The sequence below is a fragment of the Halalkalibacter oceani genome, from assembly GCF_023715705.1.
In the GTDB taxonomy this organism is placed as follows: Bacteria; Bacillota; Bacilli; order Bacillales; family Bacillaceae_D; genus Halalkalibacter; species Halalkalibacter oceani_A.
Genome location: NZ_JAMBOS010000003.1, coordinates 218,500 through 233,896, shown reverse-complemented (window position 1 = coordinate 233,896; position 15,397 = coordinate 218,500). Strand labels below are relative to the sequence as shown.

17 protein-coding genes are annotated in these 15,397 nt (G+C 50.0%); 1 reads left to right on the top strand and 16 read right to left on the bottom strand.

Annotated elements, in window-relative coordinates; all coding sequences use genetic code 11:
* Positions 1–310: 310 nt before the first annotated feature.
* From wecB to prfA, 13 genes are all read right to left on the bottom strand, one after another.
* A complete protein-coding gene (gene wecB, locus M3212_RS04680) occupies positions 311–1,456 on the bottom strand; it encodes a non-hydrolyzing UDP-N-acetylglucosamine 2-epimerase (RefSeq protein ID WP_251192795.1) in 1,146 nt (381 codons plus the stop codon).
* 24 nt (positions 1,457–1,480) lie between these two features.
* The gene (gene upp / locus M3212_RS04675; protein ID WP_251192794.1) at positions 1,481–2,110 is read right to left on the bottom strand and encodes a uracil phosphoribosyltransferase; all 630 of its coding nucleotides are present in this window, start codon (positions 2,108–2,110) and stop codon (positions 1,481–1,483) included.
* A 190-nt stretch (positions 2,111–2,300) separates the two neighbouring features.
* Positions 2,301–3,542, bottom strand: coding sequence for a serine hydroxymethyltransferase (glyA, locus tag M3212_RS04670; RefSeq protein WP_251192793.1), 1,242 nt, complete (start codon positions 3,540–3,542; stop codon positions 2,301–2,303).
* Between the two features lie 102 nt (positions 3,543–3,644).
* On the bottom strand, positions 3,645–4,253 hold the full coding sequence (locus M3212_RS04665) for a TIGR01440 family protein (protein WP_251192792.1): 609 nt from the start codon (positions 4,251–4,253) through the stop codon (positions 3,645–3,647).
* Between the two features lie 14 nt (positions 4,254–4,267).
* Positions 4,268–4,705 carry a ribose 5-phosphate isomerase B gene (gene rpiB, locus M3212_RS04660; protein WP_251192791.1) on the bottom strand — a complete coding sequence of 146 codons (438 nt, stop codon included), beginning with the start codon at positions 4,703–4,705 and terminating at the stop codon, positions 4,268–4,270.
* A 62-nt stretch (positions 4,706–4,767) separates the two neighbouring features.
* Entirely contained in the window at positions 4,768–6,063 is a 1,296-nt protein-coding gene (locus M3212_RS04655; protein ID WP_251192790.1) for a methyl-accepting chemotaxis protein, read from the bottom strand.
* 16 nt (positions 6,064–6,079) lie between these two features.
* The gene (locus tag M3212_RS04650; protein WP_251192789.1) at positions 6,080–6,553 is read right to left on the bottom strand and encodes a low molecular weight protein arginine phosphatase; all 474 of its coding nucleotides are present in this window, start codon (positions 6,551–6,553) and stop codon (positions 6,080–6,082) included.
* 104 nt (positions 6,554–6,657) lie between these two features.
* Positions 6,658–7,200: a manganese efflux pump MntP gene (locus tag M3212_RS04645; RefSeq protein ID WP_251192788.1), complete on the bottom strand. Its 543-nt coding sequence runs from the start codon at positions 7,198–7,200 to the stop codon at positions 6,658–6,660.
* Between the two features lie 92 nt (positions 7,201–7,292).
* Positions 7,293–8,333: an L-threonylcarbamoyladenylate synthase gene (locus M3212_RS04640; protein ID WP_251192787.1), complete on the bottom strand. Its 1,041-nt coding sequence runs from the start codon at positions 8,331–8,333 to the stop codon at positions 7,293–7,295.
* Positions 8,334–8,526: 193 nt separating this feature from the next.
* Entirely contained in the window at positions 8,527–8,967 is a 441-nt protein-coding gene (locus M3212_RS04635; RefSeq protein ID WP_251192786.1) for a GNAT family N-acetyltransferase, read from the bottom strand.
* 55 nt (positions 8,968–9,022) lie between these two features.
* Positions 9,023–9,658, bottom strand: a complete 636-nt coding sequence (gene spoIIR / locus M3212_RS04630; protein ID WP_251192785.1) for a stage II sporulation protein R — start codon at positions 9,656–9,658, stop codon at positions 9,023–9,025.
* A gap of 86 nt (positions 9,659–9,744) precedes the next feature.
* Positions 9,745–10,602 (bottom strand): peptide chain release factor N(5)-glutamine methyltransferase, encoded by an 858-nt coding sequence (gene prmC / locus M3212_RS04625; RefSeq protein WP_251192868.1) that lies wholly within the window; start codon positions 10,600–10,602, stop codon positions 9,745–9,747.
* 9 nt (positions 10,603–10,611) lie between these two features.
* Positions 10,612–11,682, bottom strand: a complete 1,071-nt coding sequence (gene prfA, locus M3212_RS04620; protein WP_251192784.1) for a peptide chain release factor 1 — start codon at positions 11,680–11,682, stop codon at positions 10,612–10,614.
* 169 nt (positions 11,683–11,851) lie between these two features.
* On the opposite strand from prfA, the gene M3212_RS04615 reads away from it, so the two are divergent.
* On the top strand, positions 11,852–13,162 hold the full coding sequence (locus M3212_RS04615; protein ID WP_251192783.1) for an FAD-dependent oxidoreductase: 1,311 nt from the start codon (positions 11,852–11,854) through the stop codon (positions 13,160–13,162).
* A gap of 364 nt (positions 13,163–13,526) precedes the next feature.
* Here M3212_RS04615 and M3212_RS04610 read toward each other — a convergent pair whose 3' ends face one another.
* From M3212_RS04610 to M3212_RS04600, 3 genes are all read right to left on the bottom strand, one after another.
* Complete coding sequence (locus tag M3212_RS04610) at positions 13,527–13,979, bottom strand: hypothetical protein (protein ID WP_251192782.1); 453 nt, start codon at positions 13,977–13,979, stop codon at positions 13,527–13,529.
* 53 nt (positions 13,980–14,032) lie between these two features.
* Positions 14,033–14,629, bottom strand: a complete 597-nt coding sequence (locus tag M3212_RS04605) for a thymidine kinase (protein WP_251192781.1) — start codon at positions 14,627–14,629, stop codon at positions 14,033–14,035.
* 206 nt (positions 14,630–14,835) lie between these two features.
* Positions 14,836–15,396: a UbiX family flavin prenyltransferase gene (locus M3212_RS04600; RefSeq protein ID WP_251192780.1), complete on the bottom strand. Its 561-nt coding sequence runs from the start codon at positions 15,394–15,396 to the stop codon at positions 14,836–14,838.
* Between the last annotated feature and the right edge of the window lies 1 nt (position 15,397).

Here is a 15,397-nt window from a genome sequence, read left to right as displayed (position 1 = left end):
AAGAAAAAAGCGTTGCGGCTTTTCTTAGAAGCGGCGTGCGGAGCCGTTACAATCGTTTAAGGATGGCTGAAAGCGGGGTTCTTTCAGCCATCCGCGTAACGCGCGAAGCCAACGCCCCGCCCCGAATCATCCCGAAAATTTTTATACTTCCTTATCTTTTAAGAAAAAACGCCCAGTCGCTTTTCCCCTCTGACTTATGCTGCTATGGCTCCTCTCTCTGCTCACAGTCCGCCAAACCCTTTTTCGGACTGTTTTTTTGGCAGAGGCTCCGCTCATAGCAAAACCCATGAAAAAGGGTAATGCGCCTTTTTCATGGGTTAAATGGGGTTGGGCGGGTTGGACGGTGACCGAAATGGTAAAGAATCGCTTCGACGATTCGGGCCGACGCCTGACCATCTCCGTATGGATTCGAAGCTCTCGCCATTTGCTCGTACGCTTCGCCGTTTGTCAGCAGCTCATGCGCCATGTTAAAGACATCGTCCTCATCGGTCCCGGCGAGCTTCAGCGTTCCCGCTTCAATGCCTTCCGGCCGTTCGGTCGTATCACGCAGCACAAGGACGGGCGTTCCGAGAGATGGCGCCTCTTCCTGCACGCCGCCTGAATCGGTCAAAATAATTTCCGCCTTGGCGGCGAAGTTGTGAAAATCGACCACACCGAGCGGCTCAATCAAATGAATTCTTTCATGATCGCCAAGGATCTCTCCGGCTATTTCACGGACAGCCGGATTTAAATGAACCGGGTAGACAACCTGAACATCAGGATGTGCTTCAACGAGACGGTGCACCGCCTTGAAAATGTTCTTCATCGGCTGGCCGAGATTCTCCCGGCGGTGAGCCGTAAGAAGCACAAGACGGCTGTTGCCAACCTTTGTCAGAATCTCATGCTCATACGTCTCACTGACCGTTGTTTTCAAGGCATCAATTGCTGTATTCCCCGTTATAAAGATGGCATCCTCTGCTTTGTTTTCAGCCAGCAAATGCTTGGCCGCCTGCCGCGTCGGCGCAAAATGGAGATCTGTCAGCACCCCTGTCAGCTGACGGTTCGCCTCTTCCGGAAAAGGTGAATACTTATTAAACGTCCGCAGTCCTGCTTCGACATGGCCGATGGCGATCTGGTTGTAAAAAGCGGCAAGGCTCGCCACGAATGTTGTCGTCGTATCACCGTGGACAAGTACGATATCAGGCTGAAGCTCTTTCATCGTTCCGTCGAGACCGAGCAAAGCATTCGTCGTGACATCCGCCAACGTCTGCCGCGCCTTCATAATATTCAAATCATAATCTGGCACGACTTGAAAAATATCGAGAACTTGATCGAGCATTTCGCGATGCTGGCCGGTGACCGTCACAAATGACTCAATCTCGTCTTCGTGCTTTTTCAGTTCCAACACGAGCGGTGACATTTTAATTGCCTCTGGCCTCGTGCCAAATACCGTTAATACTTTCACTTTCTTTTTCATGATTGCGCTCCTCCAGTTGACGTCCTATTTCGTTCCAAACAAACGATCTCCCGCGTCTCCCAAACCAGGTACGATGTAGCCCTTCTCATTCAATTTCTCATCCAATGCCGCCAGGAAAATATCAACATCCGGATGTGCCTCCTGCACCGCTTCCACTCCCTCTGGAGCGGCGACAAGACACATCAGCTTTATTGATCTTGCGCCACGCTTCTTCAAGCTGTTAATCGCTTCAACTGCCGAACCGCCTGTGGCAAGCATCGGATCAATCACGATAAACTCTCTCTCCTTGACATCAGCGGGCAGCTTCACATAATATTCAACCGGCTTCAGCGTTTCCGGATCACGATAAAGGCCGACATGCCCGACCCGCGCGGCCGGAATCATCCGTAAAATACCATCGGTCATTCCAAGTCCTGCCCGAAGGATCGGCACTAGTCCTAATTTCTTCCCGGCGATTTTTTTTGAAGCAGCTTGTCCGACTGGCGTTTCCACAGTGACATCCTTCAATGGCAAATCGCGCGTGATCTCAAAGGCCATCAATCCCGCCACTTCATCGACAAGCTCCCGGAACTCCTTTGTCCCGGTTGATTTATCACGTATGTACGTCAATTTATGTTGAATTAAAGGGTGGTCAAATACAAAAACTTTGCTCATCTACTTCGGCTCCTTTTCCGTTCTTTTAACATCACTCTTTGAAAATTCTACTTGAATGACTACTACTTAGCAAGCCGAATCGACAAGAATCTTAAATCAGCTTTTCCTTGAACGATTGCTTCTGTAAAGGCTACCTGTTTGCAAAAAAAGCCTGCATTGCTCATGAGGAACAACACAGGCTGAGTAAATTTTATCCTAAATGCTCGTACATCGGGAATTTGGCCGTTAACGCCGCTACGCGTGAACGTGCTTCTTCCAGCTTCTCTTCATTTTCAATATTCTTAAGCGTTAACGCAATGATCGCGCCGATTTCATCCATTGCTTCTTCATCAAAGCCGCGCGATGTCGCAGCAGCCGTTCCGATCCGGATCCCGCTTGTTACAAACGGGCTTTCAGGATCAAACGGAATTGTATTTTTATTCGTAGTAATTCCAACTTCATCAAGGGCCTTCTCGGCTACTTTTCCTGTCAAGTTAAGGGAACGCAAATCAAGCAAAAGCAAATGATTATCCGTACCGCCTGAGACGAGATTGATTCCTTCGCTGACAAGCTTTTCTCCCAAGCGCTTGGCGTTCGTCTTAATGGCCTGAGCATATGTTTTAAAATCAGGTGACAACGCTTCTCCGAAGGCAACTGCTTTGGCGGCAATCACATGCATGAGAGGACCACCTTGAATTCCCGGGAAAATCGACTTATCAATTTTCTTACCGAACTCTTCTTTGCAAAGAATCATTCCGCCGCGCGGACCGCGAAGCGTCTTATGAGTCGTTGTCGTGACAAAATGGGCGTGCGGCACCGGGTTAGGATGCAGACCTGCCGCTACAAGACCGGCGATGTGAGCCATATCAACCATTAAATAGGCACCTACACTGTCAGCAATTTCACGGAATTTGGCAAAATCGATTTCACGTGGGTAAGCACTCGCTCCAGCGACGATCAGCTTCGGCTTATGGGTCTCCGCCAGCTTTTGCAGCTCGTTATAGTCAAGGCGCTGCGTATCTTTATCGACACCATATTCTACGAAATTATAAAGCACGCCGCTGAAGTTAACCGGACTTCCGTGGGTTAAATGTCCGCCATGAGACAAATTCATTCCGAGGACTGTATCGCCCGGCTCGAGGATCGTAAAATAAACCGCCATATTCGCCTGTGCTCCGGAGTGAGGCTGCACATTGACATATTCAGCACCAAAGATCTCTTTTGCACGGTCTCTCGCTAAATCCTCGACAATATCCACATATTCACAGCCACCGTAGTAACGGCGCCCTGGATACCCTTCCGCATATTTGTTCGTTAACACAGAGCCTTGCGCTTCCATGACTGCCGGACTAACAAAGTTCTCTGAAGCAATCAATTCAATCTTGTCGCGTTGACGCCCCAATTCCTGTTGAATTGCTGCAAATACGTTCGGGTCTTGCTTTTGTAATGACATTCTCCATTCCCCTTCCCAATCCATTAACTTTCGTCATTCGATCAAAAAAACTATTCTTCCGCTTTTATCTTATCACATTTTGAGGTTTATTTCCGTACGAAATCATTCAAATTTCTTTTTTTGTTCACCAAAGTCGCATTTGCTATCCTTCGGCAATCCATCACGGACATAGACAGCCCGGCCACCGCCAATTAATTTCGGTCTTGTCACCGCCATCGTTACATGTGCCGCACCAATCATCTTTACCGAGCCTCTGACCGGAATTGCCACCTTTTTCAAATGCATGCCGATCAATGTATCGCCTATATCAATCCCGGCCTCGCACGAAATTTCTTCGACGAGAACAGGATCGCGCATCTTGCGGAAGGCATACGCCGCCATCGCGCCGCCGGCCTCACGGACCGGGACGGCGGAGACGATCTCATAGCCGCGCGCTCTTGCCGTCTTTCTTTCGACGACAAGAGCGCGATTTAAGTGTTCACAGCATTGAAAGGCAAGCTGGACCCCGGTTTGTTCATGCTGCTGCGCTAAAGCACGATAAATCGCCGCCGCCACTTCCTCGGATCCATTTGAACCAATTTTTGCACCGATAACTTCACTGGTGCTTGTCCCGATGACAAGCAGGACATCCTCCGTTAAAGGCATCGCCTGATGCAAATCCGCCAGCACGTCAAGGACCTGCCGCTCAATCAATTCTGTTGACGCATTCATAAAAGCCTCCTTGATTACGCTTCGTACTCAGTAATCTTGCCAACACGACGTTCGTGCCGGCCTCCTTCATAGTCTGTCTGCAGCCAGATCGTCGCAATTTCACGCGCAAGACCGGCACCGATGACGCGTTCTCCCATCGCCAGAACGTTGCTGTCGTTATGCTCGCGCGTCGCCTTCGCACTAAAGCAGTCATGCACGAGTGCGCAGCGGATGCCTTTCACCTTGTTGGCGGCAATCGACATCCCGATTCCTGTACCGCAAATCAGAATTCCGCGATCAAACTCGCCGCTTGCGACCTTTTCCGCGACCGGGATCGCATAGTCGGGATAATCAACCGATGTATCACATTCACAACCGAAGTCCCGATACTCGATACCAAGCTCATCCATCAACTTTTTGATTTCCTCACGAATTTGAATCCCACCATGATCTGAACCAATTGCTACTTTCATTAAAATCACTCCATCTGCTTCCAAATATTCATCGAGCATAAGAACTTCTCAGAAAGCTCTTTTTATATTGTAAATTTTCCAATCGTCGCTTTCAGCTTTTTCGCCTGTTCAGAAAGCTCATGAGCAGTTCCGGCCATTTCACGAATCACGCTTGACTGCTGTTCTGTCATTGAAGAAATCTCAGTTGAACCGGCTGAAGTTTCTTCGGCAATCGCAGCGACTTCCTGGGATTCATGCGTCGTCTTCTTAATCGATTCCATCTGCCGGTCAATCATCCGCGAAATTTCGGCGATAACAGCGGCAACCTCATGAACCGACCTTTCCACTTCGCTGATCGCTTCGTTTGTTTTTGTTCCATGCTCTGACTGCTCATTTGCCACTTTTACTTGTTCACCGATTTGCTCGACGACATTTTTTACCTCGGACTGGATATTGTGAATCAAGTCTGTAATCCCCTGAACCGCCTGGGCGCTTTCATCAGCCAGCTTCCGCACTTCATCGGCGACAACCGCAAAGCCTTTTCCCTGTTCGCCGGCGCGCGCCGCTTCGATCGAAGCATTTAAAGCAAGCAGATTCGTCTGTCCGGCGATATCGCCCACGAGCGAAATAATATCGCCGACTTCCTTCGCCTGGGTTTCCAGCCTGCCGACAACCGTCAGTGACTTTTCATTATCCTGCGCAAGCTGCTTGATGCCCTGAACGAGAGAATCGACAACCTTTCTGCTTTCCGTTAGCGTATGTACCATTGCCTCTGATGATTCCTTTGATGTATTGGCACGCATTTGTACACTTTCAGCAATTTGCGCCACATCCTCCATCGACTCGGCCGTATTTTGTATTGCGTTCGCCGAATTTTCGGCCCCCTGCGCAATTTCATCCATCGTCAAACCGATTTGCGACGCTTTTGAAGCGGCGATTTCAGAGGCGCTTGTAATTTCATTCACTTTCTTATTTGTTTCATTAAAGTTATCATCAATGTCCTTAACCATATGGCGCAGGCTTCTCAACATTTCGTTGTAAGCAAGCCCGAGCGATCTGATTTCATCATCGGACTTCGATACTTTTATATCGTGCTGGATATTGCCGGCAGCCGCCAGCCGCGCCGCCTGTTCAATTTCTTTAATCGGCTTTGTAATTAATGGCGCGAACAGGTAGCCGAGTACGCCGCTCCAGAACACACCTTTTATTAATGTAAAGACGATAAAGGCCTCGCGACTAATCCCAAGGCTCCCTTCCAACAGATCAGCTAAAACAAAAATAAAAATAGCACTAAACCCAAATGTCACAACGGCTAAACCACTAATTCCAATAACCAGCTTTTTTCTGATGCTGGCCCGATAGCTCTTTTTTTCCCCCACCTCATGTCTCCACCTTTCACAAATTCGCTAGTTTGTGTGTTAACTTGTCCAAGCAGTTCTCAATTTCTTTCGCTGTGTGCCGGTAGTCCTCAAGCGACCCGCCAATCGGATCGACGATATCGACCTCCTCTGACTCGTCATCGACAAATTCCTTCAATGTGTGAACATGTTCACTTAACTCAGGAAAGAGAAGCTGAATGGCCTCTTTGTGAGATCTGGTCATCGTCAGAACAAGGTCCGCCCAGTTCAATAAATCAGCAGACACAGCCTGAGAGGTATGATCCGGCGATATCGCCTTTTCCTCCAGGATCGCCCTTGTTCCGTCTGATGCCGGCATGCTCGGCAATGCATGAATGCCCGCCGACCTCACTTCAACTTCAGCGGTACGGCTGCGCAGCAGGGCTTCAGCCATTGGACTACGGCACGTATTGCCGGTACACACAAATAAAATCTTCTTTTTTAACAAGGCTATCAACTCCTGTTCATCCATCAATATTACTCCCTAAAAACACTTTTCTTTTTCATTTTTCTGTCTAGTTCCATCTTATCACATTCACACTAAAAACGGTACACGGGCGATCGATAAAGCCGGTCTTATATCGGCAAAAACAGCCTGATGCCGAAGCCGATTAAGATGCAGCCGCCCAACAGCTCGCCATAGGCACCGATATAATGCTGAAACCTGCGTCCCATCATTAAGCCGATCCAGGCAAGAAGCATGCTCGCCGCTCCGAACATCACCACGGTGAGCAAGGTTTTCGCTCCGAGCATGCCTAAGCCAAGTCCGGCCGAGAAGCTGTCAAGACTGACGCTCAGCGCAAAAAGAAACAGTCCAAGCCCATGTGGCTTTAACGTCGATTCCTGATTCGCTCTGAAAGCGGAGCTCACCATTTGCAAACCGATCAAAAAAAGCAAGCCGCCGCCAATAAAGGTGGCCAGCATACTAAAATAACTCGATAGCATTTTTCCGGCAGCAACCCCTAACAGCGGCATAATCATATGAAAGATCCCGATCGTAAAACCGATTTGAAAAACTTGCCGCAGCCGCAGCCCCAGCATTCCAAGTCCAAGCGACACCGAAAATGCGTCCATCCCGAGCGCACTAGCCATAATAAATAACGCGACCCATTCGCTCATCCCACCACTCCTCATTACAGACATGCTCTCTCTACTCTATGCACGTCCAAAACCAAACATGTGTAGGAGTGTAAGTGGTGGGGCGGCCTTGCTTACAGCATTCTTCCCGCGGCGGCCTTTTCCAGCCGGTTCATAATCGCAATTCCGACGCCTTCAGCCGGGAACGTTTCTGCATAAATGACTTCCACTGCCGCATGATCGAAGGCGCGTAAGCTCTCATACAAGTCAGCGGCCACCGTTGCCAGGCTGCTTCTTTTTCCACAGGCGATGACGAGATCGGCCTGATAATCGGGCTGACGCTCAATTGTCGTTAGAACGCCGACGCGCTTTCCTTCTGCCTTGGAACGCGCGACCAGTTCCGTAATGCGCGAACGGTCCGGCACGAGCCAGAGCGTGCCGGCAGGGGCATAATGCGTATACTTCATCCCTGGCGACATTGGGGTTTCCTGCTCTGAATGAAGCGCAAGATCGAGGCTAACCGGGCCGATTTCTGCTTCAATTTCCTCCCTTGTTACACCGCCGGGGCGGTAGAGAACAGGTACTTGTCCTGAACAATCAAGGACGGTTGATTCCAATCCGACGCCGGTTTTCCCTCCGTCGACGATCCCGGCAATTTTATGATCGAGATCATGACGAACGTGAGCTGCCGATGTCGGGCTTGGCTTCCCAGATAGGTTGGCGCTTGGCGCCGCAACAGGGACGCCCGCCGCCTGAAGCAACGCGCTGGCGACAGGATGATCGGGCATTCTGACAGCGACCGTGTCGAGCCCTGCTGTTACGCTTGGCGCGACCGCCGTTTTTTTCTTGAAAATGAGTGTCAGCGGTCCCGGCCAAAAGCGGGCAATCAGCCTTTCCGCCTGTGGTGATACATCCGTCACCAGCTGATCGAGCTGTTGACGCTCGGCAATATGCACGATCAGCGGATTGTCGCTCGGCCGGCCCTTGGCCGCAAATATTTTCCGGACGGCCTGTTCATCGAAAGCGTTCGCCCCGAGACCGTAAACCGTCTCTGTCGGGAAGGCGACAACCTCTCCTTTTTTTATCCACATCCCGGCTTCGTTTATTTGCGCCTTTGTTCGCTCCTGATTGATATTTTTATCCACAATCCAATACTCCGTATGTTCATAACTCACATTTCATCGCTCCTATCCTCTCCATTTTGCAGAGGATGATTGCGGATGTCAATCAGACGCTGTTTTTTCAGCAAAAAAACCGCCAAATCAAGACATTTGGCCATTTACCTGTTTTTCCCTTTTTCCTTCCTGTCTTAATTGGTTAAAATGAAAAAAACAAGTTATCCACTCCTGTGGATAACTTGTTAATAAGTTATACTAATTCACATGCCCATAGCTTTGTATCAAGTCCGATGTTGCGCTGATAATGAGCCGAAGCCTGAACCGTCTCAGGCACTTCCTTCTCCTTCACTTCCCGAAAACCGAGCTGTTGAAACAACGTATTTGTTCCTTTTGAGCAAAGATAGATTTTATCAAGCTCCTGCTCCTTGGCATATTGCAACACGAGTTGCAAAAACTCCAAGGTCAGCTGTGCGTTCCAAATATTTGAATCGAGGACGAGTGAACGTAAAAGCCCGTCCCGTTCGTACTGTTCAATGCCGACCGTGCCAATGAGCTGGTTCTCCTCATTTAACACGACGAGAAATCCGTCCAGGTTCTGCTCGATGCCGTCTTCACGCAATCCCGCTTTCGCAATCAGATACTGAATGGAAAGCAAATCCTTCGCTTCAGCTCTCCGAACGACGATGCTCATGCCTTTCACCCTTTCATCATCTGCTTACTAGAGCTATATGCATGGCTTGTACACATTATGCCTGTTCAGAAGAAAAGATCCGGTCAAAGAGACTTGAAAATAACTCGACAACAAAGAATGCAACCTCGACTTCATCTTCCGCTTCCTCTTCCTGCTCACTTTCACTTCCGGTATCCTGTGCGCTTTCTACCGCTTCCCCGTTGGCCATCTCCAGAAAACAGAGCGGCGGAAATAAGACACACCACCAATTCTCTCCTTTTCCTTCACCGAGGGTAATGAGCACAGCATCATAAACACCCGCTGGATAAACAAGATTCCCATACAGCTTCGTCGGAAACTGAACGTCGGTAAATTCAACATGATACGTCTGCTCAAGACCGGCCCGCTCCAGCTCTTCGGCAACGATCTCTTCAATCGCCGATAGATTGGACGAAATGACGTCCTTCGCTTCCTCCACACTATCAAGTTCAACGGCCCATTCGCTGATCGCCTCGTTGACCTGGTCGCGAATCGCCCGCTTTACCGCCTGATCACCGATTGCGTCGCTGTTGCCGAGAATTCGTAAACGAATCGCCTCTTCGGCACTGATCTCCTGATGCAATGTGGCAACAGCCTTAGCGCTTTGCTCCTCCCAGCTCAATACTAGGACAAATAACGAGAATAATAGATAAATAATAACTGTTGGTTTCATTTGAAGCACCACCCTTTCAACACCCATTGTCGCCAGGGTCGTGCTTCTTTAAACCTATCAGTCTTCGACAAAAAACCTAGCCGCTTTTAGCGCAGCTGCCCGTAAGCGAGCACGATCCGCTCTTTTCCGTTGATATCGCGGCGGATTTCTGTCTCTGCTATTGGAAAAGCTTGCTGCAGCATCTCTCTAACAGCCTCGGCCTGACCGACGCCGACTTCAAAAGCAATGATTGCTTCATCCTTCACAACAGCGGGAAGCCGGCTGACCATCCGACGATACAGAACAAGGCCGTCGTCTCCACCGAACAGGGCGAGATGAGGCTCGTGCTCTTTGACATGAACAGCCAGCTCCTCTTCCTCTGCCAGTGGAATATAAGGTGGATTGGAAACGACAATATCCATTCTTAGCTCACGCTCAAACAGGGGCTCCAGCAAATCACCGTGTAAAAACGAAACAGAAGCGCCAAGCTCGGTGGCATTTTTTTTGGCAACCGTTAAAGCCGCTTCAGAAATATCAACCGCGTACAGGTTAAGCTTCGGATCTTCCATTGCAAGGGTTATAGCAATCGCCCCACTGCCAGTGCCAATATCGGCGACCGTCACGCGGCGATCGGCAAAATATGAAGCCTTAAGCCCGAGAACAGTTTGAACGAGTTCCTCCGTTTCCGGCCGGGGGATCAGAACATCGGAATTCACCGTAAACCGGCGGCCATAAAACTCTTCGTACCCGATTAAATGCTGAACGGGAATCCCTTCCACATGGCGGGCGAGATCCTGTTTCAGCCTCGTTAGCAGTTCATCGCTAACAGGATCGTGCAATCTCATCAGTAGCTGCGCCCGGTCAATTTGTAAATAATGGCGGAGCAGCCACTCCGCAACAGGCTGCTCCAATGATCGTTGCTCCAAAAAAGAAGAAGCCCAGCGAAGGGCCTCATGCAGTGTCATTGTCTTCATTTATTGCTCCGCCCGCTTCATCGCGTCCGCCTGCTCTTCGACAATCAGCGCATCGATGATTTCATCGAGCTTTCCTTGCAGAATTTGTTCAAGCTTTTGCAAGGTCAAACCGATGCGGTGATCTGTCACCCTGCTTTGCGGAAAATTATACGTGCGGATCCGCTCGGAGCGGTCGCCTGTTCCGACAGCCAGCTTCCGATTCTCATCGTATTCCGCCTGAACCTCGCGCTGGATCTTGTCATAGACACGGGCGCGCAGCACCTTCATCGCTTTTTCCTTGTTCTTGATCTGTGACTTTTCATCCTGACAGGAGACGACCGTCCCTGTCGGAAGATGAGTAAGCCGGACGGCAGACATCGTCGTATTCACACTTTGTCCCCCCGGTCCACTTGAGGCAAAGGTGTCGACGCGAATATCCTTCTCATGAATTTCAACTTCGACCTCTTCCGCCTCTGGCAAAACAGCAACCGTTGCCGTCGACGTGTGAATCCGCCCGCCTGATTCGGTTTGCGGTACGCGCTGGACACGATGGGCGCCATTCTCATACTTCAGCTTTGAATATGCCCCAGCTCCGTTGACGGTGAAAATAATTTCCTTATAGCCGCCAAGCTCGGTCGCCGTCGCCTCAATCACCTCTGTTTTCCAGCCTTGTGATTCAGCATAGCGGGAATACATTTTATAAAGATCCCCGGCAAAAAGTTGGGCTTCATCGCCCCCGGCAGCTCCGCGGATTTCGACGATAACGTTCTTATCATCATTAGGATCCTTCGGCAATAGAAGTACTTTAAGACGCTCTTCCAGCTCCTGCTTGCGTGCAGACAGCTCATCAATCTCTTCCTTGACCATCGCATACATCTCGTCATCAAGCTTCTCTTCCAGCATCGCCCGGGCATCCTGGTGCTGGGCCACCACTTCTTTATATTCCCTGAAAGCCGCTACCGTTTCCTGCAAATCAGCCTGTTCCTTCGAATACTCGCGCAGCTTCTTTGAGTCATTTATAATATCAGGATCACTTAATAGCTCGTTCAGTCGATCATAACGATCCTCTACTGATTGTAATCGCTCTAACACGGTTTTCACCTCATTACCTATTTCCAGTCCATAACAGTCTAATTATAGTATACCGACGGGACCTGGTCAATGTGAGCTCCGTTTCGTCCAGGAAAAGATTTTCGCTTAGCTTACGTAAAGAGAGGGAATACTACATAGACGATTCTGACCATAGGAAAGAGGTGCCGAGATGAACTACGTGATTATTGGCGGAGATGCCGCGGGGATGAGCGCCGCGATGCAAATAGTCAGACATGACCCGACGGCCAGCGTGACGACGCTTGAAATGGGTGACGATTATTCGTACGCGCAGTGCGGGCTACCTTATTTGATTGGCGGCCTGATCGACGATCCAGCCAAGCTCGTGGCACGCAGTGTCGAAACATTTCGCAGCAAATACAAGATTGACGCACGCACCCGCCATGAGGTGACCGGGATTGACCCATCGGCAAAGCGCGTCTTCGGTGAACAATTTGACCTTACATATGATAAGCTGTTGATCGCCACAGGAGCCCGGCCATTCCTGCCTTCATGGGATGGAAAGAACTTGGCTGGCGTCCATACATTGAAAACGATTCCTGACGCTAAGCGGCTGCTCGATGAACTGAAGCAGGATGTGGACCATGTAGTGATTATCGGCGGGGGCTATATCGGACTGGAAATGGCCGAAAATTTCGTCGCCCGCGGAATGCAGGTAACAATCGTTGAACGTAATTCCCAGCTGGCAACGATCTTTGATCCCGATCTGGCCGAACATATTCATGCCGAGGCAGAAAAAAACGGAATCCGGCTCGTGTTCGACGAGGAAGTTCAGGCGTTGCACGGTGAAAAACGGGTCGAGGCGGTCGTTAGCGAGAAGCAGACGCTTCCGGCCGATCTCGTTCTTGTTGCGATTGGCGTTAAACCGAATACTGAGTTTGTAAAAGGGAGCGGAATCGAGCTGAGCGAAAACGGTGCGATTAAAGTAAATGCCTTTATGGAAACAAGCCTCGCTTCGGTTTATGCCGCCGGCGACTGCGCGACTCAGTACCATCGGTTGAAGGAGCGTGATGATTACATCCCGCTTGGAACCCACGCCAACAAACAGGGCCGTATTGCCGGTATGAATATGAGCGGTAGACCGAGAAGCTTTAAAGGGATTGTAGGAACCTCGATCGTAAAATTCTTTTCCCTTACCCTGGGACGAACCGGGCTTTCCAAACGTGAAGCCGAGCAGCACGGCATCCCCTATCAAGCAGTCACCGCCGAGCTCCCCCAGCATGCCTCCTATTACCCGGGAGCCGAGAAGCTGCTGGTCCGGCTTTTGTACCAGCCGAACACCGGACTGCTACTCGGCGCACAGCTGATCGGACGGGACGGTGTCGATAAACGGCTCGATGTGCTCGCCACTGCTCTTTACCACGGCATGACGTTGCAGGAGCTTGAAGACCTCGACCTCGCTTACGCCCCGCCGTACAACGGCGTATGGGACCCTGTGCAGCAGACGGCGCGCCGCAAGTAAGAGGTTCTTTGACCGCAGTCAAAACCGGATCGGCCCCGGCTCGTACCGAAGCCACACACTTAAGGGCTGGACAAATATTGGCAATGGCTTCACACGCCACAAGCCCGTTGTGAGAAACCCACTCACAACGAGGCCACTGAAAAACTTCCTTTTTCGTAACTCGAAGAAGAGTAATGGCTCCGCGCGTTGCGCGCCTTGCTTAGAGGAACCCACTCGCAGCAAGGCTTTCAAAATCAGGCAACGGTTACGCTCATCACTAAAAAGCTGTTGAAAAAGTAAAAATCGTACTTTTTCAGCAGCTTCCGCTCATTGCTTAGAGGCCGGGCAAAAGGGTAAAAAAACACCCTTTTGTCCGGCCTCGCTTCTATTCCCGAATATGCACCTGATAACGAGGAATCTGCTGCTGCAATGCCTTTTTCAGCTTGGTCATTTCCGCTTTTTTCTGCTGCTCGTCAAGCTGCGGCGGCGGAGTCACCCTTACATAAGCATGGCTGCCGGCAATCATGACCATTCCCATTTCAAAGCCAAACTGGTCGTGAATGACTTGATGAATAATCGATTGGTCGTTGCCGAGGTTTTGCCGTTCATTGGTTAATGTCCGAAAACTGGCGCTCGTTGTGTTTTCCTCGCCGCGATGAGAATAGGTCGGCCGTTGCCGGACGCCACTATGCATCATCGGACCGGGTCCGAACAGACCGTAGAGGACATTTCCTTCAGGAGCAAGAGCCGAGACAGCCTGTCCCTGCTCTCCACCACCCTGGCCCGCGCAGCCGACAAGCAGTAATGTAGCCAGCAGAACCGCCTTTGCTTTTTTCATCTTCAAACACCTCCATGCTGCCTACAGTGAGGCTGCATGATTAGGGTGCCCTATCAAGCCTGATTCTCTCTGTCAGTTTCGCCCAAAGGTGGATTGCGATAGCACTTGCGGCAGACCGGATAGTAGGACTCATTGCCGCCAATTTTAATTTGCTCGCCGGTGTAAACGGGCTTATTATTCTCGACGCGCAACGCCATGTTCGCTTTGCGCTCGCAAAACCAGCAGATCGTTTTCATTTCTTCAATTTTATCAGCGTAAAGCAGCATATACTTGCTGCCTTCAAACAGTTCATTTTGGAAGTCGTTTTTCAAGCCGAAGCCCATCACCGGAATGTCCAGTTCATCGACGATCCTCGTCAGCTGGATGATATGGTGCTTATTCAGAAACTGACACTCATCAACAAGCACGCACGCCGGTCTGCGCTGCAAGTCGCTAATGTATTCAAAAATGTCTGTATCGGTAAAAATCGGCACGGCTTTACGTCTGAGACCGATCCGGGAAGAGACATAGCCTACTTCATCGCGCGTATCAATCCCCGACGTTAAAATGACGACATGCTTATTTTGCTCTTCGTAATTATGAGCCACCTTCAAAATTTCAATTGATTTCCCACTGTTCATTGCCCCGTATTTAAAAAATAATTGCGCCAAAATAAATCTCCCTTGCTATAAGTTTTCCCCTTACCTGTCATGATGACCATGCAAAATTATAGCAGGTTTAGCAAACAGTTGAAAGTTCAAAACGAACTGTTTCAGCGGGAGAAGTTACCAATCGATGCGGCGATGTTTTGCCGCCAGAGACCGAGGCCCACCGTAAAGCATTCGATCACCGCATCAGTAAGCGCCACAAACGAGCTTCATTCGCCATCCCAGCGCCGGAATAAGCGGGCGTCAATATCAAATTGGTCAAGTGCCTTCCCGATCGTCTGATTGACAAGATCATCAATCGTTTTTGGCTTATGATAAAAGGACGGAACCGGGGGCAGGATGACGCCACCCATTTGCGTAATGAGCGTCATATGCTGTAAATGACTTAGGTTAAAGGGCGTTTCCCTGACGATCAACACGAGCTTCCGTCTTTCCTTCAGTTGAACATCGGCCGCTCTTGTAATCAGTTCATCGTTAAAGCTGTTGGCAATCGCCGATAACGTTTTAATTGAGCAGGGAGCGACGATCATTCCGTCGACCTTGAAAGAACCGCTGGAGATCGCCGCGCCAATTTCTTCCTGTCCGTAGACTGACGTCGCTAAAGCGCGGACGTCTTCGACTGTATAATCGGTTTCATATTCAATTGTTTGCTTTGCCGCATTACTGATAACAGCGTGACTTTCAATTCCTAGCTTTTGCAGTACTTCAAGCGTTCGAATCCCGTAAATGGCTCCACTCGCTCCGGATATGCCGACGACAATTTTTTTCATA